18 protein-coding genes and 1 riboswitch are annotated in these 23,169 nt (G+C 47.8%); of the genes, 7 read left to right on the top strand and 11 right to left on the bottom strand.

All coding sequences use genetic code 11. The features are described 5' to 3' along the window. Positions 1–64 precede the first annotated feature (64 nt). A complete protein-coding gene (locus tag KW844_RS08525) occupies positions 65–646 on the top strand; it encodes a hypothetical protein (RefSeq protein ID WP_218376292.1) in 582 nt (193 codons plus the stop codon). Positions 647–722: 76 nt separating this feature from the next. Here KW844_RS08525 and KW844_RS08520 read toward each other — a convergent pair whose 3' ends face one another. Beyond that, positions 723–1,424: a DUF6348 family protein gene (locus tag KW844_RS08520; RefSeq protein ID WP_218376291.1), complete on the bottom strand. Its 702-nt coding sequence runs from the start codon at positions 1,422–1,424 to the stop codon at positions 723–725. A 137-nt stretch (positions 1,425–1,561) separates the two neighbouring features. Here KW844_RS08520 and KW844_RS08515 point away from each other — a divergent pair, with 137 nt between their 5' ends. Then, the gene (locus tag KW844_RS08515; RefSeq protein ID WP_218376290.1) at positions 1,562–2,014 is read left to right on the top strand and encodes an SRPBCC domain-containing protein; all 453 of its coding nucleotides are present in this window, start codon (positions 1,562–1,564) and stop codon (positions 2,012–2,014) included. A 6-nt stretch (positions 2,015–2,020) separates the two neighbouring features. Here the strand turns inward: KW844_RS08515 and KW844_RS08510 are convergent, their stop codons facing one another. Further along, positions 2,021–2,782, bottom strand: a complete 762-nt coding sequence (locus tag KW844_RS08510; RefSeq protein WP_218376289.1) for a ThuA domain-containing protein — start codon at positions 2,780–2,782, stop codon at positions 2,021–2,023. Positions 2,783–2,933: 151 nt separating this feature from the next. On the opposite strand from KW844_RS08510, the gene KW844_RS08505 reads away from it, so the two are divergent. Continuing rightward, a complete protein-coding gene (locus KW844_RS08505; protein ID WP_218376288.1) occupies positions 2,934–3,377 on the top strand; it encodes a hypothetical protein in 444 nt (147 codons plus the stop codon). A gap of 77 nt (positions 3,378–3,454) precedes the next feature. Here KW844_RS08505 and KW844_RS08500 read toward each other — a convergent pair whose 3' ends face one another. After that, positions 3,455–4,987, bottom strand: a complete 1,533-nt coding sequence (locus KW844_RS08500; RefSeq protein WP_218376287.1) for a gliding motility-associated C-terminal domain-containing protein — start codon at positions 4,985–4,987, stop codon at positions 3,455–3,457. A gap of 118 nt (positions 4,988–5,105) precedes the next feature. On the opposite strand from KW844_RS08500, the gene KW844_RS08495 reads away from it, so the two are divergent. Then, on the top strand, positions 5,106–6,635 hold the full coding sequence (locus KW844_RS08495) for a sulfatase-like hydrolase/transferase (RefSeq protein ID WP_218376286.1): 1,530 nt from the start codon (positions 5,106–5,108) through the stop codon (positions 6,633–6,635). 45 nt (positions 6,636–6,680) lie between these two features. Here KW844_RS08495 and KW844_RS08490 read toward each other — a convergent pair whose 3' ends face one another. The 4 genes from KW844_RS08490 to glk form a co-directional block, all read right to left on the bottom strand. After that, on the bottom strand, positions 6,681–7,631 hold the full coding sequence (locus tag KW844_RS08490) for a hypothetical protein (RefSeq protein WP_218376285.1): 951 nt from the start codon (positions 7,629–7,631) through the stop codon (positions 6,681–6,683). Between the two features lie 107 nt (positions 7,632–7,738). Further along, complete coding sequence (locus KW844_RS08485) at positions 7,739–9,118, bottom strand: alkaline phosphatase family protein (RefSeq protein ID WP_218376284.1); 1,380 nt, start codon at positions 9,116–9,118, stop codon at positions 7,739–7,741. Positions 9,119–10,381: 1,263 nt separating this feature from the next. After that, positions 10,382–11,689: a voltage-gated chloride channel family protein gene (locus KW844_RS08480; RefSeq protein WP_218376283.1), complete on the bottom strand. Its 1,308-nt coding sequence runs from the start codon at positions 11,687–11,689 to the stop codon at positions 10,382–10,384. 45 nt (positions 11,690–11,734) lie between these two features. Further along, positions 11,735–11,807, bottom strand: a riboswitch (Fluoride riboswitch). Between the two features lie 13 nt (positions 11,808–11,820). Then, positions 11,821–12,873, bottom strand: a complete 1,053-nt coding sequence (gene glk / locus KW844_RS08475) for a glucokinase (RefSeq protein WP_218376282.1) — start codon at positions 12,871–12,873, stop codon at positions 11,821–11,823. A gap of 165 nt (positions 12,874–13,038) precedes the next feature. On the opposite strand from glk, the gene KW844_RS08470 reads away from it, so the two are divergent. After that, a complete protein-coding gene (locus tag KW844_RS08470; RefSeq protein WP_218376281.1) occupies positions 13,039–14,820 on the top strand; it encodes a glycoside hydrolase family 15 protein in 1,782 nt (593 codons plus the stop codon). Positions 14,821–14,883: 63 nt separating this feature from the next. Here KW844_RS08470 and KW844_RS08465 read toward each other — a convergent pair whose 3' ends face one another. From KW844_RS08465 to KW844_RS08450, 4 genes are all read right to left on the bottom strand, one after another. Then, entirely contained in the window at positions 14,884–17,064 is a 2,181-nt protein-coding gene (locus KW844_RS08465) for a bifunctional alpha,alpha-trehalose-phosphate synthase (UDP-forming)/trehalose-phosphatase (RefSeq protein ID WP_218376280.1), read from the bottom strand. Positions 17,065–17,232: 168 nt separating this feature from the next. Next, complete coding sequence (locus tag KW844_RS08460; protein WP_218376279.1) at positions 17,233–18,129, bottom strand: EamA family transporter; 897 nt, start codon at positions 18,127–18,129, stop codon at positions 17,233–17,235. After that, complete coding sequence (locus tag KW844_RS08455; RefSeq protein ID WP_218376278.1) at positions 18,130–18,747, bottom strand: CGNR zinc finger domain-containing protein; 618 nt, start codon at positions 18,745–18,747, stop codon at positions 18,130–18,132. A gap of 431 nt (positions 18,748–19,178) precedes the next feature. Then, the gene (locus tag KW844_RS08450; RefSeq protein WP_218376277.1) at positions 19,179–20,828 is read right to left on the bottom strand and encodes a hypothetical protein; all 1,650 of its coding nucleotides are present in this window, start codon (positions 20,826–20,828) and stop codon (positions 19,179–19,181) included. A 101-nt stretch (positions 20,829–20,929) separates the two neighbouring features. Between KW844_RS08450 and KW844_RS08445 the strand changes: the two genes are divergently transcribed. Further along, a complete protein-coding gene (locus tag KW844_RS08445; RefSeq protein ID WP_218376276.1) occupies positions 20,930–21,817 on the top strand; it encodes a decaprenyl-phosphate phosphoribosyltransferase in 888 nt (295 codons plus the stop codon). Next, entirely contained in the window at positions 21,817–23,148 is a 1,332-nt protein-coding gene (locus KW844_RS08440) for an FAD-binding oxidoreductase (RefSeq protein WP_218376275.1), read from the top strand. Before KW844_RS08445 ends, KW844_RS08440 begins: the two co-directional genes overlap by 1 nt. Positions 23,149–23,169: the final 21 nt, after the last annotated feature.

Here is a 23,169-nt window from a genome sequence, read left to right as displayed (position 1 = left end):
ATCAGGTGCGGAACCTCCCCGGAATGAAACCCTGCATCTGAATCTTTTTCCGTAATATTATTATATGAAACGGAATTTGTTATTTACCCTGCTGATTGTACTTGTAACCCAATTTGCGGCTAGCGCACAAAATCCCGCAAAAGCGCCAGTGACAGACGTTACGGTAAGTATACTCGACTGGGTCAAACTGCTGGATAAAAACCTCGATAAGTTTGCTGGTGCTGAGAAAAACAGGGAACTCTATGATCGCTTCGGTTACCTTAACCAGGACCTGTCAGATTACATGAAATACCGTAAGCGCCTTTCCGACAGCCTTTTCAGAAATAACATCACCCCTGGGAAAAAGAATGAAACAGATCTGCAGATCCTGAAAGAAAAGATGTCCGGTATTATGCAGCGCATGCGTGACGTAACGGATATGACGAATGCGGACCTGCGCCAGCAGGGGGATAAGCTCAACGATAAATTGTATAACTCCCTGTACAGCGATAATAAGGTATACCTCTCCAACCTGGAGGCTTTCCTGGCTGGCTATGAAGTAACCAAAAAAGACCTGGCGCTTGATGGCAGTACGCTGGTCAACCGTTTGCAGGAAAGTGTGAATATTATTACCACCATGCAGGCCCGTCTGAAGAGGAAGATGTAATGTCTGCCGGACCTTCAGTATGCGCATCAGGTCCTTCATTTTCCAGCGGCTAGCCTCCCGCAATATTACCCGATTGCTAGGCCTCATCCAGGCCACAGCGCCGAAGCATCACAAACTGCTTGATGGCTTTGAAAACCTTTGGTGTATCCCAGCTATCGGGGATCTTGCTGATCTGCTCATCGCCGGCTTCCCAATGCATATTATTGAAATTGCATTCATGGATTTTTGTTCCTTCATTGCCGATGGCAGTGTATACTTTCAACCAGCAAAACGGACCGGGCTGTTCCACTAATTTTTCTTTCAGTTGTTCGTGCAACTGGAGCAGGATGATTTCTTCTTCCGGCTGTTCTTCCCATTCGCCTTGCAGGCCCATATCGCCGGACTTCACATGCCATTCATTTCCTTCATTGTCGGTCAGATCCATTTCCGGATCATGGGTAGGATTGAGGCTATCTAAAATGGGAGGGAGGATCAATTGTAGAAAGTTCTGATTGCCGTTATCGATGCGGTCTTCCTGGTTATCTCCAATGCCTGCCAGGTATTCAATGATGCCTTTCGGAAAGTATTCGCGGTGTATTACCACGTATACCAGTTTCATTACAAACGGATGTCCGTCGGGCGTTGGTTCGTAGTCAGCGGCAATTTCCAGCACATCATCTACCAGTAAGGTTTTTTCTTCTTTGAGCCAGGATACTTTGTAATGCTGTTCCAGTAATTTTACTTTGAGTGCTTCCAGTATCTGAACATATACAGGCAATTCGTGCTGCGTTGGTGTCATAAAGCAAAGTTGGTTATATACAGAAGGCAAGGTAATCAATAACCGTTGATTTGAAATAACCATAACGGGTACACGAAGTTTCCGTTTTTTTTAGGTGAGCCGGAATGATTAACTTACTGATAGTAAAACTATAGCTTATGAATGAACTGCAGGCAAAGGCCGGTATCCAGGTGTTGAAGCCTATCCAGGAAGTATTTAATGCCATTGTGGATCCTGAGCAAATGAAAAACTATTTTATTTCCGAGAGTACCGGGCCTATGGTGGCTGGCACGGAGGTTACCTGGAAATTCCCTGAATTTGAGGACCGTTTTCCGGTGAAGGTGCTGGACATCAAAGCACCTACTGAAATACTATTCCAATGGGAGGGGGCCCCTGGCTATCAGCTGAAGGTTGATATCCGGTTGGAGGAAAGGGAAGGCAATACCGTGTTGAAAATCACGGAAGGTACTATGCCAAATACAGAGGCCGGTTTGCAGTGGATGCGCGGTAATTCCGAAGGTTGGGCCAATTTTCTTGCCTGCCTGAAAGCCTGGCTGGAATATGGTGTACACCTGCGTAAAGGCGCATTTGACTACATGAAACCGGCCTGATAAAATCTATTTTTTCTCTCCGATAGCCCAGGTCAATGCATTTGCCAGCAATTTTGTGTAGGCGTTATTGTTAAAATGGCTAGGTGAATGTCCCATAAAAATATATACGTTTCTTGCCTTCATGCGCGGGTTGGTCCATACCACCGGATGATCCCCCATCTGCTTGTCTGATGCAGGGGTATAGGTTGATTCGTTTACCCTCGCCAGCACCTGAACATTGGGCCTCGGGCTTTTGTCATAGGTATACCATTCCTCGTTGCTTACCGTAAACGAAGCCGGCAGCCCTTTCATTACGGGGTGTTTGCTGTTTTCCACCTCCACGGTGCCGGTAGCAAATTTCGCTATATAATCTTTGAAGCGGATATCACCCATAAAGGAAGAGAACCAGTTCCACATAGGGTAGCCGTCGAACTCGCCGAGCAGGGTAGCGTGATGTAAACCTACCCATCCGCCTTTTCCTTGCGAGATGTAGGCTTCAAAGGCCTTTACGGCTGCATCAGGCCAGGTGTAGGGAGGATAGTCGAGCTGCAGCACCAGCTTGTACTGTTGGAGACTACTATCATCTATAACCGCAGCAGTAGTACTGTAATCGAGTTGCCAATGGCGGGCAGTGGCAATGCTATCCAGCCAGGGCATGGCACGTTTTGAAAAAGCCAGATGATGGCCGCCGTTTTCATACAGTACCAGCACCTTTTTGGCAGAAGATTGTGCAAACAGTTGGCCTGCAAACAGGCAGGCAATCACAATAGTAATAGGCAAGGCTTTCATGTAGTATCAGTTGATCGTTTCCGAAAAATAATAAATTATCCCGCACAAGAAAAGATACCAGAAAATAACTGGCAATAAGTATGGATTATTAACCGTTGTAACATTAGTTTGGTATAATATTTTCAACGGAACGCAAAATTGCTTTTAACCAATGAAATGGGTGCTGAGAAAAAGTAACGGTACCGATAACCCGCATGCAGTGGAGCTGAAAATGAAGCCAGAGTTTGACCCGCTTGTCGCCGCTATCTACACTATCGACCATGAACTGTTTCCTGAGTTTATCACAGTAATCAGTCAATCGGAAAACTGGGGTTTTTCCGATGCTAATTTTCGTTTCTTTGACGTCATGGACCCGGAGGAGCGCGCTGCTGTGCGTGGCTTTGAAGGGAGAGCCATGCGACCTTCAGAAATTTTCATCAGCGAGGCACAGTCAGGTACGGTGTTGGTAGAACAAGTGGAATTCCACCAGCTGGTGCAGGAATATGCCCAGGCTATGCTGTTGTATATGCCTCAGCGAAATGGGGTCGACTACCCCTGGACCATAGAAATGCTGAAGGCCCTGGCTATTCTGCGCACCCGGCTGGAAGGCCAGTAAAAAAGAAAACCGCATGGAAGTCCACGCGGTTTTCATCGGTATTGGCTGTAGGTGTTGTATTCGTATAGGTGTAAACGTTAGTCGCCCAGAATGGTGATATATCCTTTTGCTACGTCTGTTGTTTTAGTAATATTGTTATATACACTGAAGGTATAGTAATAGGTGCCTTCAGCCAGCGGTTGCCCGTTCAGCTTGCCATCCCAGGTATTGCTGTAATTCTTTTGCTTAAAGATCACCCTGCCGGTTCGGTCGGTGATGATAGCTTCATTTTCCGGATAGTCTTCCAGGCTTTGAATGACCCAGCGATCGTTGCGACCATCATTATTTGGTGTAATCACGTTATTGGCGCGAATGATAAAATCTGCTACCACACGGATTTCAATATTTGCGGTATCGCGGCAGCCGCTGTTATTGGTGGCTACTACTTCGTACCGGGTGGTTTTTACCGGTTTCACGCTAACAGTGGCTGCTCCGGTTTCCCCTTCAAGGCCGGCTGCGGGCGACCAGCTGTAATTATCAGCACCGCTGGCGGTGAGCACCAGCAGTTCGCCTTTGGGCACTACCGTTCCTTTATCGGAGCTGATGGCAACAGCAGGGATTCCGTTAACCGTAACATTGAAACTACGGGTGCGGGTATCCTGGCCGCCGTTCCTGACCCCGCCATTATCTTTAATCATTACCGTTATCATACAGGTACCAGCATTGATACCGGTTTTCACCTGGTAGGTCAGCTGGCCATCATTGGTGACCTGCAGGTAGTCCAGCATGGGCAGGTCCGCGATGGCTACCAGGCTGTAGGTTTGGTCCGGTTCTACGGCCGACATCCCGGTGAGTTGTATCGTGTCCGCCCCGTTGCCGCTACAGATGGCTTTATCCGCAATGGCGTCGAGGGTGGGCGGCTGGTTAATATAAGTATCCTGGATAGCAATGACGATTTCAGCGAGGTTACTGGTTTCCAATCCATCACTGGCAGAAACAAACAGGCTGATCATTTTGCCCCGGTTGGTTTGCAACAGGGTAATGTTATCTACATAAATACGACCGCTGGCATCCAGGCGGAAGGCGCCTTTTGTTTCATCATCCGCCAGTTGCCATTGCAAATTGCTGCCGCTTGCGGTGAGTTGACCCACGAGCGTGCCACTTGCAGCATCATCACGTATGGTGAAAGATTCCATGTTTACCACCGGAGGGGCGGCAGAGGAGTTCCCGCCCGCTTCGGACAAGGCAGCAACGTAGACCGCTGGCACAACATCTTCACTAACAGCTCCCGGTTCCATAGCTTTCACCAGGGAATTTTTGTAGCCATTCCCGCCCGCTTCGGACAGGGCAGTAACGTAGACCCCTGTCACAGCATCTTCACTAACAGCTCCCGGTTCCATAGCTTTCACCAGGCAATTTTTGTAGCTATTCGCGCCCGCCTTAGGCAAAGCAGCACTCACAGCGGATATTGCAGGGTGGTTATACGGTACATTGCCAGTACCCGCATGCACAGGTTGTACAGCTAGTATAAGGCCGGCAGACCACAGCAGCAGGGGGCTTACTTTCAAAAAGTAGATTTTCTTCATAGGCTTTCGGTACAGGATCACCTCATCACTGAAGTGATATTTCATATTTGTAAAGATAAAGACCTTTTTCTGTTATAGAAATAAAAAATATAATATATGAAAAATTTTAATCGAAAACAATCGTTTTATTTTTAGTGTTTTAAATTATAAAGCCCCTTTATATATGTTGCCCTTTCTCTATCCACTCTTACAAGCCATTTTTTTCCCTTTCGCCGGAGAGGAAATCCCCCAGGCTAAACCATTGAATGTAATCTGGATCATTGCGGACGACCTTGGCTACTACGACCTCAGTATTTATGGAAACAAGGAGATACAAACACCGCATATAGATGCGCTGGGCAGCAGTGGGGTGATGTTTACAAAAGCATATGCCACGGCACCCATATGCGGACCTTCCCGGGAAGGGATGATTACAGGCCGTTACCAGCAACGTTTTGGGGGAGAATACATGCCCTACGAAGTGATAGACCCAAAGTACCGGAGAAAGCTAGCAAAACTGTACCTACTGGATAAGGGTAAGTTGCCGGGACTTGCTATGCTGCGGCCGCACATGAAGGCTAATCCCAACAATTACCAAACAGGACTCTCTGAAAAGGAACTCACCATTGGTGACGTCATGAAACAACACGGCTATACAACAGGGTTAATTGGTAAGTGGAACGAAGGAGCCGGAGATGGCTACTATCCGGACCAACGGGGCTTTGACTACAATTACTCCTTTTCGGGGGCGCTTACCCGTTATGTGAATGACCCGGTTGATAGTCGCCGTTATGCCTCCATGCGGCTCCCCTGGTCATTTTCAGATATTCCCGCCTGGGCGCCCCGATATGGTTCCAGCGCCATAACCGCTGGCCGGCAAGTGGTAGCTGACACTGGTTACCTTACCTTCTCCCTGGCAAAAAAAGCAACAGAATTCATAGCCACTAACAAGGAACGTCCGTTTTTTCTCATGCTTTCCTTTAATGCACCGCATGATCCGTTTCAGGCTCCCAGGGATTACCTGGACCGGGTACCACCGGATGCAGACAGTGTAAGGCGCATTTATAATGCGATGATACTGGCCCTGGATGATGCTGTAGGAAATGTAATGGCGCAATTGAAAGCGGCCGGCCTTGAAAACAACACCCTTATTTTCCTGATCAGCGATAATGGAGCTGCCACCTACACGCGTGCAACCGATAATGCACCGCTGCGTGGTGGAAAGTGTACGCATTTCGAAGGAGGCTTGTTAGTACCCTTTCTAATGAAAATGCCAGGCAGCGGGGCCCGCGGTACTACTTTCAATAAGCCTGTCAGCTCACTGGATATGTTTGCTACCACCGTGGCAGCGGCTGGTCTTTCATTACCGGGTGACAGGCCTTACGATGGCGTATCCCTGCTGCCATACGTAGAACAGCAAAACACTGCTGCACCTCATCCTATGTTGTATTGGCGCAATGGTTATTCAAAAGCCATTCGCCAGCAAAACTGGAAGCTATACCTGAATGACTATCATAAGAAGGTATTCCTGTTCGATCTTGATGCAGATCCATATGAGCAAGAAAACCTCGCTGCAAAATATCCCGAGAAGGTGGCAGCATTGAAGTCGGCGCTACAGCATTGGGAAACTCATGAAACCATCGCGCCTAAATGGCCTAGTGCGGCGGATATTAAAATGAAAGACAAAGGGGAGTGGTTGTACTTTCCTTCCTGACCTGTTAGCAGTAAGTCTATTTCGTGTAGGCGTTACCGGTAGATTTTACTTTTTAGGTAGCCGAAATACCTGGGAATTAATGTACTGCATAAGGCTTTGCAAATTCTGGTTGAGCGAGCGGACAGTGGATTGCAGCTCATTGAGCATAGCTGCCCGGGTATGTAGGTTGTCCGCCGTATATACACCACCGTTACCAAAGTACCGTTCTACATCTTCCGGACTTATTTTTTTATCGAGATCATATTTTTTCCATCTGCCGGAAATACTCTGTACCAGCGAAATGCTGCCACTATTGCTGAAATGTTGATCACTGAGCATGTACCAGAGTCCGGGTGAGTAAATATCGCTGGTATCAGCCTGCGTCCATATATCCTTCAATACATTTCTGCGGAGTGTGAGACTAATTTTCTTACCTGCCGGCTTCACTGTCATCAGTGCCAGTCCGGAGCTGATGACCCCTCCGGTAATGGCGGCTACATTTTGTGTGCGGTCGTCCTTAAAGGCAATGGTAGCCACAGTTGTAATGGCGGCTACTATAATTGATCCTACTGTTAGTTTGGTATTACGATTACTATTTAGGTTATCGAGATACCGGCCCAGCTGGTCGGCGCGTTCCCCTTCGCAATCCATTTCCGCTGCCAGTCCGGATATTTCCGTAACGGCCAGGAGTAAACGCTGCTGGATAGAGGACCTTAGCGCTGTTCTCTGAATGAGCGATTGCATGCTGGTATCCTTTTCCAGTTGTGGTAACTGAGTAATAAGGGTCAATGTACCCGTGGCATTAGCAGTAATAATAACATCCAGGGGAATTTCCGGGTGTGCTTTAAGGAGGGAATCGGTGTTTCCCGGAGGCGTGGTGGCCACCGTTTTTTGAAACAAAGGGGCAGGAGCGCAATAGTTTTGATGGAACTGGGAGTTACCATCCAATACCTTGCTGCTGCCACATGCATAGAACATCGAAATACCAATAACCGTAACGGGTATATTTAATTTCATTGTAAATAATTACAAGGCAGGCGGTGGTATTGTTTAACCAGGTTGTTAATTAGTAGGGTAGAGCCGCCATGCTGGCGGCTCCCCGTGCCAATATCCTATATTCTTTCTTAGCGTTTTGCCGCCTGGTGCATGGCCAGTCTTGCCATGATAAGGTGGTGCAGATCACTCACCGGGATTCTCAAAGCCGGATCTTCTGTAATGGGAGCCGCGGTAACAGGAGGTATATCTGTACGAGGCTGCTGCAAGGTTAGTATCTGTTCAAATGTAGGTGCGTTTGCCACACGTTTTCCCAGGTCATACGTAGCAGGGTCAATCTGCATCCATTTAAGAAGGGTAGCGATCATAGAGGTATGATCGAAAGGGGTAACGCCTTCGGGCATACGAAAAACTGTACCGGGCTGAATCCAGGGCGACACAAAGATAGCCGGCACCCTTACGCCAAAGGTATCAAAGCCAAAACCGTATTGTCCGGGTTGATCATTAGGGGGAGTGGCACCTAATGCAATTGGCTCATGATCATAGGTTCCGCCGTGCTCATCGAAAGTAATGATGAAGAGCGTTTCCTTCCAGCAGGGGCTGGAAGTGACGGCCTCATAAACCCGTTGTACAAAGGCTTCTCCATGGCCTACATTTCCGGGTGGATGGTAGTCGGACCCATTGATGCCCAGTTTCCAGTACATGAGTCCCCAGTCCGGTTCCAGGAAACTGTATGATGGAAGATTACCCGCAGCGGCCAGGTTATAGAAGTTATGTATCGGGGCGAAGTTATGGTCGTAAGCAGCATCGCCAAGGTTTGCTTTAAATAAATCTCTCGTGAAACAAAAATCAGAGTCCCACCAGAGCTGACTATAAAAGATCATCCAGTCTTTATTGTTTTCTGATAACACATTCCAATGTGTGGGCGATGTAAAGTCCACCAGGAAGGAATTATCGACCATGCCTTGGATTTCCCCAGTAAGCGTATCCAGTCCCAGCGAATCGCCCGCAGCAGCAAAAGCCCTGTTACAGAACGTTTGAGAAGGCACGGAAGCGTACCATTTATCACACACTGCAAAGTTCCGCGCCAGACCGTTGAGGACAGGCAAATCCGTTGGTGTAAACGCCATCATTATTTCTTCCGGACTGTCAAACGCCGACGCATAATCGATGTAGAAGCCGCCCATCTCAGGTGTGGTAGTAGGTTGTCCGTTTGTGAGACTGGTATAGCACTGCGTATGCACGTGGCTGAAAACTTCATGTGGATCAAAGGAAGGAATGGTCAGCTTTCCCGGAGGTGTGGGCGTCACCGGTTGTGGGTGATTATGCTTGTCCAGGTTAAATAGCTGGCTGTTCAAACCGTAGTACACAGGTGGATTTTGTGTATCGATCAGGTTCAGCGGTGGTTGATTGTTTGTGTCAGCGTATAGCCATCCGAGTATGTTATCGAAGGATCTGTTCTCCAGCATCAGGTGGACAACGTGCTTAATTTGAGGCATGATGGGTGTCATATGAGGGAATTTTGAGTGTAGAGGATAAACAACAAATGCACTGAATCGTTCAATGAATTGATACACTTATAATATACAGGGAAAGAGGGGTAGTCGGCGGTGATAATAAATTGTGCTGTTTAGCCCTTTCTCTGCAAATTATTTCACGCCACGAAGGTCTGTACATTGCGCTGGATGGAGCAGGTATAAAACCTCTTAAATATGAGTGATTTTCAGGCGGCACAATTAAGGTAAAAATGACCTCGAAATCCATTTGTGGATCGTCTGGGCGCAAAAAGTGGTAAAACGTGAGCCTGACTAAGATCGGGAAGAGAGTCTTTAGAAGAGGAAAATGCGTAACTTTCTACTTAACATAATATAAATTATAGGATAATTCTGAACACACAAAATCGGGTTCATCGAAGCGAATGGTCTTTAGTCAAACACATTAAGACGATTTTTGAGCGTTGCCCCGTTCCTCGCACCGAACCGTTTTCAATTAGAAACCTCCCGGACGCTTTTATCTCTGTCGAATTCCTGATCAACCAATCCCCTTATAAATTTTAAACCAGCTTTAAAATCGATTCTAAATGCGAAAATGTAATTGAGATGGTGGCTTCCGTGAAATGCGTGAGGCCCCCTATTTCTATTTTCCGGGCGGATATTTGGATAACCGGGCGGTATCGATTGGGATTATTAATTCTTGTTTGCCGATAAAGGAATTCAGGTGAAGATGGTAATGCTCTATTATAAAAATGTTGTACTTGCCATTTGGCACTAACAGGAATGGTTATATGGAACGAAATTTCACGATATCGGACATTATCCGAATCTCATGCATTTAATTCAATAACAACATAAAATGAAGGCCCTGAGAATGCGATAAAATTTTCCATTCCGATATAATGGGTGAATATAAAAATCTCGCAAGATTATTTACCATGGCTGATTCCGGTGTTTGACTCCCAAAATATTTCAGCCCGTTACAAGAAGATTTCCGACAGGAGTCTATTGCAAAAAGCTCCCATAGGTATTCCCGTAGTGCAGCAGTTTCAGGCTTCTCGGAATCTAATCCTAATTGTCCATATGCACCATTGCTCCGTGAACTGCAGGATGACGTCTGCTGGTGAAGTTAATATATACCCATTAATGTTTGCCTTATCAAACTCTTCATAAATACGTATATATGCCAGCCTGGTACTCCTGACGTCCCACCAGGTAAATAAAATAAACAACACTACCGGTATACTAAAAATCAGCATCTGTTTAAACCTTCTCATCCCATTACTTATTCAACTCCTGCCGCCACAATTTTGAAATCCCCTTACGCTGGGCACTGTAAATGCCCGACTGACCACTAAAGTAATACGCCGTAAAACAAGCCACCGCAAAGTAAATCACATGATGTGTACCAAATAATTCCACGCCCATGATTGTGCATGCCAGTGGCGTATTGGTAGCCCCCGCAAAAACGGCAATAAATCCGAGTCCTGCCATCAGGTCCACCGGAGCGCCCAGCAACAAAGCCAAGGTATGCCCCAACATGGCACCCATAAAAAATAAAGGCGTCACCTCTCCTCCTTTAAAGCCCATGGCCAGGGTTATCGCTGTGAAAACCAGCTTCCACAGCCAACTCCAGGAGGTAATCTGATTCCCGGTGTGGAAAGCATTTACAATACTAATCCCATCCGGCGATTCACTTGTCACCCCCAACCCCAGGTAATCGCGGGTGCCCGTTATATAACAAAGCGCTATAATGACCGCACCGCCAACTACCGGAATTAACCATGGAATCTTAATATAGGTGTTGGCGTTAGTCTTAATAGCTTTCATCAGGGTGGAAAACAACCAACTCGTTAACCCGAAAGCTACCCCGGCAACAATCACTTTCATCAACAGCCAGATATCCATATGCAGAAACGACAAACCCTCCGTAGAAGGCATCGCCTGATAAAGAATCTGGTAGCCCCTATGCGTGATCCCCCAGGAAGCGCACACCACATCCGCCAACACTGCCGAAATCAAACAAGGAATCAATGCATCATATCTTACCAATCCCACGGCCAGGACCTCCAGTGCAAATACAGCACCCGTCACGGGAGTACCGAACACAGCTCCAAAGCCCCCGGCAATACCCGTCATCAATAGTAGCTTTACATCTCCCTCTTTTAACTTTATCACCCTCGCCACCCAGGCCGCCATACTGCCGCCAATCTGCACCGCCGTACCTTCACGCCCGGCAGAGCCCCCAAATAAATGCGTCAGTACCGTTGCTACCAACACCAGCGGCGCCATACGCGCAGGTACACCGCCGCCCGGCTGATGGATCTCTTCCATAATCAGGTTATTCCCCTTTTCGGCATCCTTTCCGTACAACTTATATAGGAAATATATCAGGACACCTGCCAGTGGTAACAAATACAGTAACCACGGATGTGCCCACCGGTAATGGGTAGCCTCATCCAGCAACCATAGAAATAAAGCAACAAGGGAACCCGTAATCACCGCCACCGGTAAAACAAGAATTGTCCAGCGTAACAACTGAACCGCAATAGTAAACTGCTCTTTAGGTAAGTATTTATTCTCTGCCATAATCCTACAAATAAACTAAGTGAGGAGACGCTACATCTCCATTCAATATTTGTAGGCGCCATCAGTTTCGGCGATGCGAAACGGTTCTAAGCAGGAAGACACCATTTCCTGGGTATTGCAAAAGTATAATTTTATTTCAATAGTTGCGCGTAATAGGCTGCTCCCCAGAGCGCTGCCTTATCATTATTTACAATATGGATCGGAACACCGGACAATAACTCAGCCATCCTGTCTCCCTGAATATAATGATTATAAAATTCGCCTGTTTCCAGCAACGGCGCTATCTTCGGCGGAATGCCACCTCCCAGGAATATTCCCCCGGTAGACTTATACTTCAACGCCAGATCAGCAGATACCCGCGCTAAATACCGAACGAAAAGCTCCATTGTTTTTTTCGTGATGCCGTTGTCGCCCATCAATGCCGACTTACTAATCACCGCCGACTTATCACCTTTTAAGATCGCATCTCTCAAAGCGCCGCTCTCTTCATACCCCAGCGCATCCCGCAAAAATGCATAAATATCATAGATGCCTGGCCCCGAAATCACCCGCTCCCAGCTGGCAATCTCATATTTCTCCTGCAGAAACTTCAGTAATTTAATATCTACATCATTGCGGGCAGCAAAATCCGAATGACCTCCTTCCGACGCAAAGGGATGATGAAACTCCCCGTCCCAGTAAAGCCCAGCCATGCCCAAACCCGTGCCTGGTGCGATAATCGCCATATTACCATTGCGACTACCAGCTCCCCGGTGCAGCGTAGTAATATGCTCCGGTGATAAGGTTGCCAGACCATAGGCAGTGGCTTCCAGATCGTTGATCAGCGCTACCAGCTCCACTCCTGTTGCCTGTCGTATCTCTGCTGTACTGAGCTCCCGCGATAAATTCGTAAGCTGCACGGTACCGTTAAAAACAGGCCCGGCTACGCCAATGCATATACGTTGCACCGGTGTATCCCTGCTTTCCGATAAAAAATTCACGAACATATCCGTGATATTTTCATATTCCCGGGACACATATGTCTTTTCCCTTACTATATCCAATACGCCATCCACTGCACTGTAAAGCGCCAGGTTAGTTTTAGTACCGCCCAGGTCGCCTGCCAGCAGGTATATCCTTTCCGCCGTATGTTCTGCCTCCGGGAACGCCGGAAGGTATTGTTGCTTTTTCAATTGCTGCGTCATCGATCGAGATTCTTATGCTTAAAAATAGCGATTATTCCACTAACCTGGGTTCCCAAAATATTGCAAAAATTCCCTTCTCCCCTTTTTATGGAACATCATTTGCAAACAGAACAATTTTGCAGTAAAAATGTATTTGATTAAACCTTTCGTATACAACCTGATGATATGGAAAGACATACCTACAAGACTGGCATTATCGGAAACTGTGCCTATATCGCACATGTAAATCTCAACACAAACATTGACTGGCTCTGCTGGCCGCGCATGGATAGTACCTTCCTGTTCGGCGGCTTGCTGGACAAACAAAAAGGTGGCGAATTTTCAATTTTGCCGGAGGGACATTTTACCTCCCACCAATATTATATGGAGAACACAAACATTCTCTGTACAGAAATCACCACCAACGAAGGCAGCTACCGGATCACCGATATAGCCCCCCGCTTTGTCCAGTACGAACGCTTCTTTAAGCCACTCATACTGATCCGGAAGGTGGAACCCCTGGAAGGCGCCCCGCGTATAAAGGTCAAATGCAGACCAGTGTGCGAGTACGGCTCCCGTGAACTGGCCCCCCTCCGTGGTAGCAGCCATATCGAGTTCGTAGGCTGCGAAGAACGTATCCGCCTTACTACCAACATCGCCATCAACTACATCATTGATGAGGAACTGTTTGTATTAAATGATACCCGCTACCTCCTCCTCACCTACGGCCACCCATTGGAAGCCCCTCTGGAAAGTACCGCCGAACGCTTCGTCCGCGAAACCACGCTGTACTGGCGCAGCTGGATCAAACAATCCTCCATCGCCAACTACTTCCAGCCTTATGTTATCCGTTCTGCCCTCACCCTGAAAATTCATCAGTACGAAGACACAGGTGCCATCATTGCTGCCAGCACCACCAGCCTGCCCGAGTACATGGACTCCGGTCGCAACTGGGACTACCGCTACTGCTGGATGCGCGATACCTATTATATTATTACCGCCCTCAATCACATCGGACATTTCGAGGAGATGGAACGCTATTTCGGATATATCACCGACATCTCCTTCTCGGGCGATTTCCGCTACCAGCCGCTATATGGCATCACTGGTCAAAAAAATCTCATAGAAACTATTCTCCCACACCTGGACGGCTACCTGGGTAATCAACCGGTTCGCATCGGCAACCAGGCGTATGAACATATTCAGAACGACATCTACGGGCAAGTCCTGATATCGATGCTGCCCCTGTATACGGACCATCGCTTCATTTTCTCAGAGCGGAAAGACTCCGCCCGTTGGCTGAATCTCCTTCTACAGAAAATAGAAAGAACCATTGACGAGAAAGACGCCGGCATATGGGAGTTCCGTAACATGGCTAACGTACACTGCTATACGAACCTGTTCCAGTGGGCCGGCTGCTCGGCTGCTGAAAAAATGGCCCGCACCATTAATAATGAAGACCTGGTGAAACGGGCAGTTGCCCTGAAAGAGCGGGCGGCCGCCCACATAGAAAGCTGCTACGATCCGGAACGTAAAGTATATACCAACGCCGCCGGCAGCAAGCACCTGGATGCCAGCACCCTCCAGCTGATCATGATGAACTACCTGGCCCCATCCTCCCAACGCGCCAAAGACCACCTGGCAGCCCTCGAAAAGGAACTCAAAACGGAAGACGGCCTCTTTTACCGCTACCTGCATTCCGACGACTTCGGCAAACCTAAGGCCACCTTCCTGGTATGCGCCTTCTGGTACGTGGAAGCCCTCGCCTGCGTAGGACGCTTGGACGATGCCCAGCGGGAATTTGAGAGATTGCTGCAGTACAGTAACCACCTGCTGCTGTTTAGTGAAGATGTGGAATCGGGCAACGGCAGTCAGTGGGGTAATTTTCCGCAGGCGTATAGCCATGTGGGTTTGATGAATGCCGCGTATAGGATTGCGATGAAACTGGATGTACCGATATTTCTTTGATTCGTGTGTAACGAACCAATCTTAAAAAGCGAAAGGGCCATCGATGGCCCTTTCGCTTTTATATTACTTATTACTCTTCAGCGTCCGCAAAAAATGCCTCACCTCATGAAAACTTCGTAAATAATACCTGGCGGCCGATACCTGACTCCCCACCTTGATCGTATAAGCATCCGGCGGTAAGTCCTTAAAGATATCCTCGTCCGTAACATCATCCCCCATAGCCATAATGAAATCATAGTTACCTTCCTGCAGCCAGCTGAGGGCAGCCTTGCCTTTGTTGATCTCTACATTTTTCACTTCAATCACCATGTCGCCAGGCAGGATTTGCAGCCCTTTCTCCTGGGTATAATACCGGAGGGTCGACATCAGCTCATTCGCACGCAGTTCTCCCAGTCCAGCTTCCACCTTGCGGTAATGCCATACCAGTGAATAGCTCTTTTCCTCTATGAAAGCACCGGGAGTACGGTCAGTGACCATTTCCATCAGAGGCAGGATTTCCTGCTTCCACTTATCGCTCAAACCAGGAAGCTGGAACCAGTCGCCGTTCTTCGTTTTCTGCCAGGCCCCGTGCTCTGCCACCAGATCCAGTGGCATATGGCCGAACCACTTGCCCAGGGTATCATGATTTCTCCCCGAAATCATCACGATCCTGTTGCCGGGAATAGCGGCCAGCTCACGCAGCAGTTGGTATAAGTCCGGGTCAGGCGATGCCTGGTCGATATTGGCCTGGAAGCCCACCAACGTACCATCGTAATCCAGGAATATAATGCGGCCCTGCGCCTTGCGATACTCCTGTCGTATATACATGGCCGTTTCCGGGTTTACCCGGCGGGCCAGCATATTCTGCTGCATGGTATTTACCTCCTTCAGCCGGTCCATAAACAGCTTCACCCAGTGGTGAATATTGAATTTGGACACCACCTGCCGCATCGCTTTCATACGCCGCTGCTGTTCTTCCAGCGGCATGTTTACTGCCTCCATAATAGCAGTCATAATAGATCCGATGTTATTTGGGTTTACAATGATCGCATCAATTAACTCTTTGCTGGCTCCGGCCATTTCGCTGAGAATCAGTACTCCATCGTTGTTATTGCGACTGGCCACATATTCCTTACTCACCAGGTTCATACCATCGCGCATGGGCGTAACCAGGCAGATGTCCGCGAAATTGTAGAGGGCCGACAACATCTCCATCGGAAACGACCGGTAGAAATACTGGATTGGATGCCAGCTCAACGTCCGGAACTTCGCATTGATATGCCCCACCTTACGGTCTATGTCCTCACGCAGCTGCTTGTATTGCGATACATTGTCTCTCGAAGGCACTACAATCATATATAATACAACCTTGCCCACGTACTCCGGGTACAACTGCAACAACAACTCAAAAGCGTGTAGCCGTTGCAGTATGCCTTTGCTGTAATCCAGCCGGTCGATGGACAGGATCATTTTCTCGGTCTTAAACGTGTCTTTCAGCTGCTGGATGTTGGCCAGCACCTGCGGGTCCTGCCCCAGCTCTCCGTACTTCTTATCGTCAATACCCATCGGGAATGTTTCCACTACAATAGCGCGGTCGTTGAAAGTGACTACGTTAGCGGTGGTTTTCGCAGGTAGCAGCCGGTTCACCGCTTCCAGGAAATAACGGGTATCATCGAAGGTATGGAAGCCCATCAGGTCGGCGCCCAGCATCCCTTCCAGGATTTCAGCACGCCACGGGATGAGACGGAACAATTCAAACGAAGGAAACGGAATATGTTGGAAGAAACCAATGGAGATTTCCGGTAACTCCGCCCGGATCATGCCGGGCAACAGCAGCAGTTGATAATCCTGTACCCAGATGGTATCACCTGGTTCGGCTACCGATAACACAATGTCCCTGAATTTCTTGTTTACCTGGTAATAGGCATCCCAGTACACTTGTTCGTAGCGGGCATAAACGGACATATAGTGGAAAACCGGCCACAGTGTTTCGTTAGAAAAGCCTTCGTAAAAATTGTTAATTTCTTCTTCAGTAAGGAATACGGGCATCAGGTTCATTTGCCTGAGCTGTGCGGTAACCTTCTCCTGCTGCTTGCTGTCGGAGATTTCCTGGCCGGGCCAGCCTATCCAGATATTATTTCCTTCCCTGTAAATAGACCCCAAACCGGTCGCCAGTCCTCCTTCACTCGCTTGCAGGATATAGTCGCCATCCTGTTCCATCATCTTAACCGGCAATCTGTTCGATACAATAATAGTTTTTCTCATAGTCTTATCATATATCTATTTCTAAAATACGTTCTCGGGAAACTGCCTAGACAGCGCAATAAACGTACCTGCATGTGAAACGATGGAGGATAAAAGCATGGTTCGGGGTTGAAATCCAGTTGCAGGTACCGTTTCACAATATACAGAAAATGAATAAGATAGGAGAAGCTATTTCTTCCCTGGTGTCATTAACACCACACCTCCTACCACAATTGCGGAAGCAACGGCCACCATGGCGGTGATGCTCTCATGGCCAATGGCCCAGCCGAGAAATAGCGCTACCACGGGGTTTATATAGGCGTATGTGGAGGTGAGTCGCGGCGGCGCATTACGTGCCAGCCAGCTATAGGAAGTATATCCTACCAGGCTGCCGATCAGCACGAGGTAGAGGTAGGCCGTCCACCCACGGTGGGACATACTCAGGAACTGTTTTACCTGGTCATGCTCTCCGATCAGACTAACCAGCAGGGCGAATACCGCGCCGGCCAGCATCTGAATAGCGGTGCTTGTGATCTGCGTAGGCATGGAAAAACGCTGCACCAGTAAGGAGCCAATGGCCCAGCAGATATTACCGAAAATAACAATCAGTACCGGCCATAACGGGAACGACTCAACGTGCTGATTTCCAAAAGGATTAAACAAAAGAAAAAGTCCGATAAAGCCAACGCCTATCCCCAGTAAAGTGGTGGCGCTGGGTTTATTTCGGGAGAAGAAAGCCCAGTCCAGCACCATAAACCAGGCGGGCATGGCAGCTACCAGCAGGGCCACGAGTCCGGACGGCATATAGTGCACGGCCACCGCCACGGTGGTATTGCCAATGCCTATCAGTAACGTACCTACGAAAATGGCGTTGCGCAACTGTTCCTTGTTGGGAATGGTTTTTTCTTTCAGGGTACCAATGGCCAGCAGCAGCAACCCCGCGAGGAAAAAGCGGACGCTGGACAGGAAAAAAGCCGGTACCGTTTCGGTGGCCACTTTCATACCCAGGTAAGTAGAACCCCATATAATATATACCGCCAACAGGTATACGAAGGTTTGGGTAGTAACGGGTTTATCGTTCGACATTTATGATTTCTTTTTATTGCGTTGCTGGAAACGGGTTACTTTATGTACATCGCCGCAGGTACTCATACTGCACCAGCGCCGGGAGCCATTGCGACTCTTATCGAGGAAGAGCCAGCCGCAGGCAGGGCATTCCTTCACCTGGGCCAGCTGCGGGGCTGATAACAACTCCAGCGCCGAATCGGCAATCCGCCAGATTACCTGCTCCAGCGCCGGCGCATTGAAATCGGGTGCCACTACCTTGCTTTGCTTGTCCCAGCTAAGGGCCATATTCATATAGGCGTCCGAGATATATCCGGTAAGCGTGGTAAGGTCTGCCTGGTCGGGCTGCTTATTTTTGGCGATGGTGCCGAAAAGGCGATAGAGCAATTCCCGGAGCTGGATACTCTTGTCAAATACCTGGGCTGCCTTGGCCGGATAGTCCCGGGCAATCCTCTCCAGTGTCTGAATACTCTTTGCCGGCATTCCCTTAATGTGGTCGTACCAAACGGTAATATCCCGGAAGCCGGCCAGGTAATCGCCGGGCTCCGGCTTATTCCGGTTGCTGACTGTATTGCAAAAATCCAGGCAAAGTACACCACCGTTCAAACGGAGTAAAGTAATGGGGTGAATAGCGTTCATCGACCTAATGCATTTGATGACAACATGAAGATACAAAGAAGTTTTAACCAGTAAAACAAATTTTGATGGTTAATAAAATCCGGCCTGTTTTTACGGGAAATACATGTCTAAACTAAAAAGTGAAATAACTTAATATTATTATCTCTATATCAATATTTTATATTAGAATATTTTAGGGAGATATTAACCTGCACAAGGGGTTATTGTATAGTAAATTAACCAGTGGCAACGGGGAGACCGGCACGAAAAAAATGCATTCCGGAAAAAGAGGCCGGAATGCAAGTTACATATATAAAATTCAATAAAGTTATAAATTTTAAGAATGCGTTTACGGTAATTTCAATGGTGTCTTTTGTCGGGAAACAGGCCGACAAAAGACATTTGGCCATACAAAGTGCACTAATGTCAACTGCATGCATTTAATTGGCAAACTATCTTGATGGGTTAACAAAGACTTCAATAGTGGCATTCGTCGGCCTACGAGGCGCCAAAAAGGAATCCACTTGCTGGTAATTATCCTTCAGCACCTGCCGCAAGGCGAATGGATAGAAGTTGTTCAAATACGGTGTGTATTCAAAAATCACCAGGTCGTAATGACGCTGCCGGATCTTTTCTTCATACGACCTTAATTGGCGGTTAAACATTCCTACCCCCAGGTGATGCCATAAAGGAATATCAGGCCCCGTTTCAAGCTGATATGGCAGCGCGGCAGCCAGCGGCGTCAGCTCCGACATATTCAGCACCTTTATAGCCGCCCCCTTCTCTTTTACCACCGGCAGCGCCATAATCTTTTCAATGCCGGCAACGGTGGACTTTGGCATATACATCTTCCGGAACACCGGAATATCCGTGAACACCCATTGGCCTACCGGCTCGTCCACAAAAGAGGTATCCGGCTTAAAGATCATATAGTTATGCCGGGATACTACATTCTCCCCGGTAGGATTCACATTCACGGCAGCTACCGCCGGGCCGAAAACCCGCTCCATAAGCCTGTCAGCATATTTCCAGTAACTGCCCGACCACCACAGCAGCACCAGCAGCGTACCCGGTACCATGAACTTCCAGGAACCCGTATTGAACGATAACTTATTACACAACGTACTGGCAATGAAAGCGAAACTGAAGGCATGGAAAAAGATATTATTATCCGGGGGCGTGTAACTGGTGATCTGGAACACGGTAGCTTCTCCCAAAATACCCAATGTTAACAAGGCAAAAGTGACCTGCTTCCTATCGGTAACCCATACACGCCAGTCACTAACCCCGGCGACTATACTAAAAACTACCAGCACCAGGTATGCTTTAATCCATACGGAGTACGTCATCAGTTCATTGAAAATATCATAGGGATCAATCCGGGAACTATGGGGTGCCTGCCCATGGTTAAACCAATAGCCAAAACCCGGCTGTAGTGGCAGTATCACGGCCAGTGCAATCAGGAAGTAAGCACCCGGGAATACCAGCAGGTCCGCCCAGCGCCGGGTGATGATCACATTATATAATACCAACGCGATCGCTATCAGTAACCCTAACGCCCCTCCGTCCTGCTTAGTGAAAAACGACAGGAACAGAAAAAACGCTGACACTACCAAAAACACCCATCTGGATAACTTGGCTTCCAGGAAGATCCCCTTCATTAAAAAAGCCAGTCCTGCCAGCTCATATATTATCACCGTATGGTTATACCAGGGCCAGAAATTCGATAAACTATAAGAGATTATAAATAACAGTATGGAAATCAATCGCAGTCCCGGCTTCACCTCCAGCGTCCTTAGTATAGCCGCAAACGATAGCCCCCCTAAAATATTCAGGAACACCTGCGCCTTTACCAGCGTAATCAATTGTACACCAAATATTTTCATAAACAGCGCCGGCATAATCCAGAAGCCATAGCCCAGCGGTGCACCATAATCTTTAAACGGCACCTGCCCCTGCGCCATACGGTATGCGCCCTCCCAGGTCAGAAAGATGTTTACCCGATAAGGAAAAGTCATGAACAAAGGGATCACAGCAAAGCCCACAATAAGCAGTACTTCCATCAGCGCCCAGCGGCGGGATTCCAGGGATAATTGCGACATAGATATATTTTGGGATTGACTCTAATAATCAATTAGTAACAATAACGGGATCAAAAATAATAGATAAAATTGTATCTTGGCTTGTCAATATTTGTCCCCCGATGAAATATCTTAAGTTACTGCGCCCCAAGCACTGGGCTAAAAATGCCTTCTTGTTTATACCGCTGTTTTTTGCAGGTGAACTCTTTAACCTCGGAAAGGTTGCCGAACTATTGCTGGCATTCATTTCCTTTAGTCTCACCGCCAGCAGCATTTACATCATCAATGATTACCAGGACATTGAGGCCGATAAAAAACATCCGGTAAAATGCAAACGACCACTGGCTTCCGGAGAAGTATCCAAGAGTGCCGCGCTGGTGCTTTTTAGTGTATGCGTACTCGTTGGGTTGGGGCTGGCATATTATGTACGTCCCAAATATGCTTTCGTCGTTTCTATCTACTTCGTATTAAACCTCTTCTATTCCTTCGGACTAAAAAACATTTCCATCCTGGATATCATTATCCTGGCTATCGGATTTGTACTGCGTGTAAAGGCAGGTGGCATTGCCAGCGAGGTAGCCATGTCGGAATGGCTCATGATCATGGTGTTTCTGCTGGCGTTGTTTATGGCCATCGCTAAACGAAGAGACGATGTACTTATCAAGCTCAGCTCCGGACAAGAAATGCGCAAGGCCGCCAAAGGTTATAACCTCGACTTCATGAACGTTATGCTGGCACTGGTTTCCGCCGTCATCATCGTGGCTTACCTGATGTATACGATGTCGCCCGAAACCCAGGTCCGTTTCCAGACCTACCGGCTCTATTACACTTCCCTTTTTGTTATTGGGGGATTATTACGATATTTGCAAATAACCTACGTGGAGAACAATACGGGTTCTCCCACCAAGATCCTATATAAAGACCGTTTTATTCAATTAACCATTTTCCTGTGGGTCCTGAGTTTTTATTTTTTAATTTATTTACCCACTAACGTTACATTTTTTGAATAATGCAAAAACGGTTAGCAAATTGGGGCAACTACCCCGCTATCGCCAGTGAAGAAACAACCTTTACGCAGGAAGATCAGCTGCGTGCTTATGTGAGCAATCACCAGGAGCTGATTGCCCGCGGCAATGGCCGTTGTTATGGCGATGCCTCCCTGGGCAAGCATAGCATCTCCATGCTCCGGTATGATAAGATCCTGCAGTTCGACACCGAAAAGGGTATCCTTGAAACACAGTCAGGCGTTACGCTCGACCAGATCCTGGATATCATCGTGCCCAAAGGATGGTTTCTTCCCATTACCCCGGGAACCAAGTTCATTACCGTTGGCGGCGCAGTAGCCTCCGACGTACACGGCAAAAATCACCATGTGGATGGCGCCTTTTCCAACCATATCCTCGATATGGATGTGATCATCGGCGACGGCAGCACCGTTACCTGCGCCCCTGACCAGAACCCGGACCTCTTCTGGGCTACCTGCGGCGGGATGGGACTAACGGGAGTTGTTACACGCGTGAAGTTTGACCTCAAGAAAATCGAAACTGCCTACATCAAACAAACACAGATAAAGGCCAAAAACCTGGAAGACGTGATCCGCCTGTTCGAGGAGTATAAACATTATACCTACTCCATGGCGTGGATCGACTGCCTTAAAACAGGTGATGCCTTTGGCCGTAGCATCCTCATTGTAGGAGAGCATGCCACGCCGGAGGAACTGAGCGCCAAACAAAAAAAGGCCCCTCTCACGTTGCCGGCTAAACGTAAACTGACGGTGCCTTTTAATCTGCCTTCATTTATTCTCAACACCCTGACTGTTAAGATATTTAACTGGCTATACTACAATAAAAATCTCAAGCGTGAAATCAATAATGTAGTGCCTTATGAACCTTTCTTTTATCCGTTAGATGCTATCCTTCACTGGAATCGCGGCTACGGAAAGGCAGGGTTTGTACAGTATCAGTTCGTACTCCCCCTGGAGCATAAAGACGGACTGGTGAAAATACTGCAACGTATCAGTGACAAGGGCTGGGGATCATTCCTGGCGGTATTAAAGGTATTTGGCGACCAGGACAGCCTGATCTCTTTCCCTATGGAAGGATATACCCTGGCGCTGGACTTCCCGGTAAGGAAAGGCCTCTTTGCATTCCTGGATGAACTGGATGAGATTGTGCTGGAATATGGCGGACGGCTGTACCTTTCCAAAGATGCGCGTATGAAAAAGGAAGTGTTCTGGAAGAGCTACCCTAACGCTGAAAAATTTGCTGCCATTGTAAAGCAGTATAACCACAATAATACTTTTACTTCTTTACAATCAGAGCGCCTGGCGCTGACAAAATAATTTCCTGCTAACCAAACACCT

The organism is Chitinophaga sp. sic0106, from assembly GCF_019219075.1.
In the GTDB taxonomy this organism is placed as follows: domain Bacteria; phylum Bacteroidota; class Bacteroidia; order Chitinophagales; family Chitinophagaceae; genus Chitinophaga.
Note: the sequence above shows the minus strand (reverse complement) of the source record. Positions and strands in the feature narration are given on the sequence as shown.

What these genes read in the sequence shown, in the direction of transcription:
- KW844_RS08525 (WP_218376292.1), top strand. Translation starts at nt 65, where the DNA reads ATGAAACGGAATTTGTTATTTACCCTGCTGATTGTACTTGTAACCCAA.
- KW844_RS08520 (WP_218376291.1), bottom strand. Translation starts at nt 1,424, where the DNA reads ATGACACCAACGCAGCACGAATTGCCTGTATATGTTCAGATACTGGAA.
- KW844_RS08515 (WP_218376290.1), top strand. Translation starts at nt 1,562, where the DNA reads ATGAATGAACTGCAGGCAAAGGCCGGTATCCAGGTGTTGAAGCCTATC.
- KW844_RS08510 (WP_218376289.1), bottom strand. Translation starts at nt 2,782, where the DNA reads ATGAAAGCCTTGCCTATTACTATTGTGATTGCCTGCCTGTTTGCAGGC.
- KW844_RS08505 (WP_218376288.1), top strand. Translation starts at nt 2,934, where the DNA reads ATGAAATGGGTGCTGAGAAAAAGTAACGGTACCGATAACCCGCATGCA.
- KW844_RS08500 (WP_218376287.1), bottom strand. Translation starts at nt 4,987, where the DNA reads ATGAAATATCACTTCAGTGATGAGGTGATCCTGTACCGAAAGCCTATG.
- KW844_RS08495 (WP_218376286.1), top strand. Translation starts at nt 5,106, where the DNA reads ATGTTGCCCTTTCTCTATCCACTCTTACAAGCCATTTTTTTCCCTTTC.
- KW844_RS08490 (WP_218376285.1), bottom strand. Translation starts at nt 7,631, where the DNA reads ATGAAATTAAATATACCCGTTACGGTTATTGGTATTTCGATGTTCTAT.
- KW844_RS08485 (WP_218376284.1), bottom strand. Translation starts at nt 9,118, where the DNA reads ATGACACCCATCATGCCTCAAATTAAGCACGTTGTCCACCTGATGCTG.
- KW844_RS08480 (WP_218376283.1), bottom strand. Translation starts at nt 11,689, where the DNA reads ATGGCAGAGAATAAATACTTACCTAAAGAGCAGTTTACTATTGCGGTT.
- glk (WP_218376282.1), bottom strand. Translation starts at nt 12,873, where the DNA reads ATGACGCAGCAATTGAAAAAGCAACAATACCTTCCGGCGTTCCCGGAG.
- KW844_RS08470 (WP_218376281.1), top strand. Translation starts at nt 13,039, where the DNA reads ATGGAAAGACATACCTACAAGACTGGCATTATCGGAAACTGTGCCTAT.
- KW844_RS08465 (WP_218376280.1), bottom strand. Translation starts at nt 17,064, where the DNA reads ATGAGAAAAACTATTATTGTATCGAACAGATTGCCGGTTAAGATGATG.
- KW844_RS08460 (WP_218376279.1), bottom strand. Translation starts at nt 18,129, where the DNA reads ATGTCGAACGATAAACCCGTTACTACCCAAACCTTCGTATACCTGTTG.
- KW844_RS08455 (WP_218376278.1), bottom strand. Translation starts at nt 18,747, where the DNA reads ATGAACGCTATTCACCCCATTACTTTACTCCGTTTGAACGGTGGTGTA.
- KW844_RS08450 (WP_218376277.1), bottom strand. Translation starts at nt 20,828, where the DNA reads ATGTCGCAATTATCCCTGGAATCCCGCCGCTGGGCGCTGATGGAAGTA.
- KW844_RS08445 (WP_218376276.1), top strand. Translation starts at nt 20,930, where the DNA reads ATGAAATATCTTAAGTTACTGCGCCCCAAGCACTGGGCTAAAAATGCC.
- KW844_RS08440 (WP_218376275.1), top strand. Translation starts at nt 21,817, where the DNA reads ATGCAAAAACGGTTAGCAAATTGGGGCAACTACCCCGCTATCGCCAGT.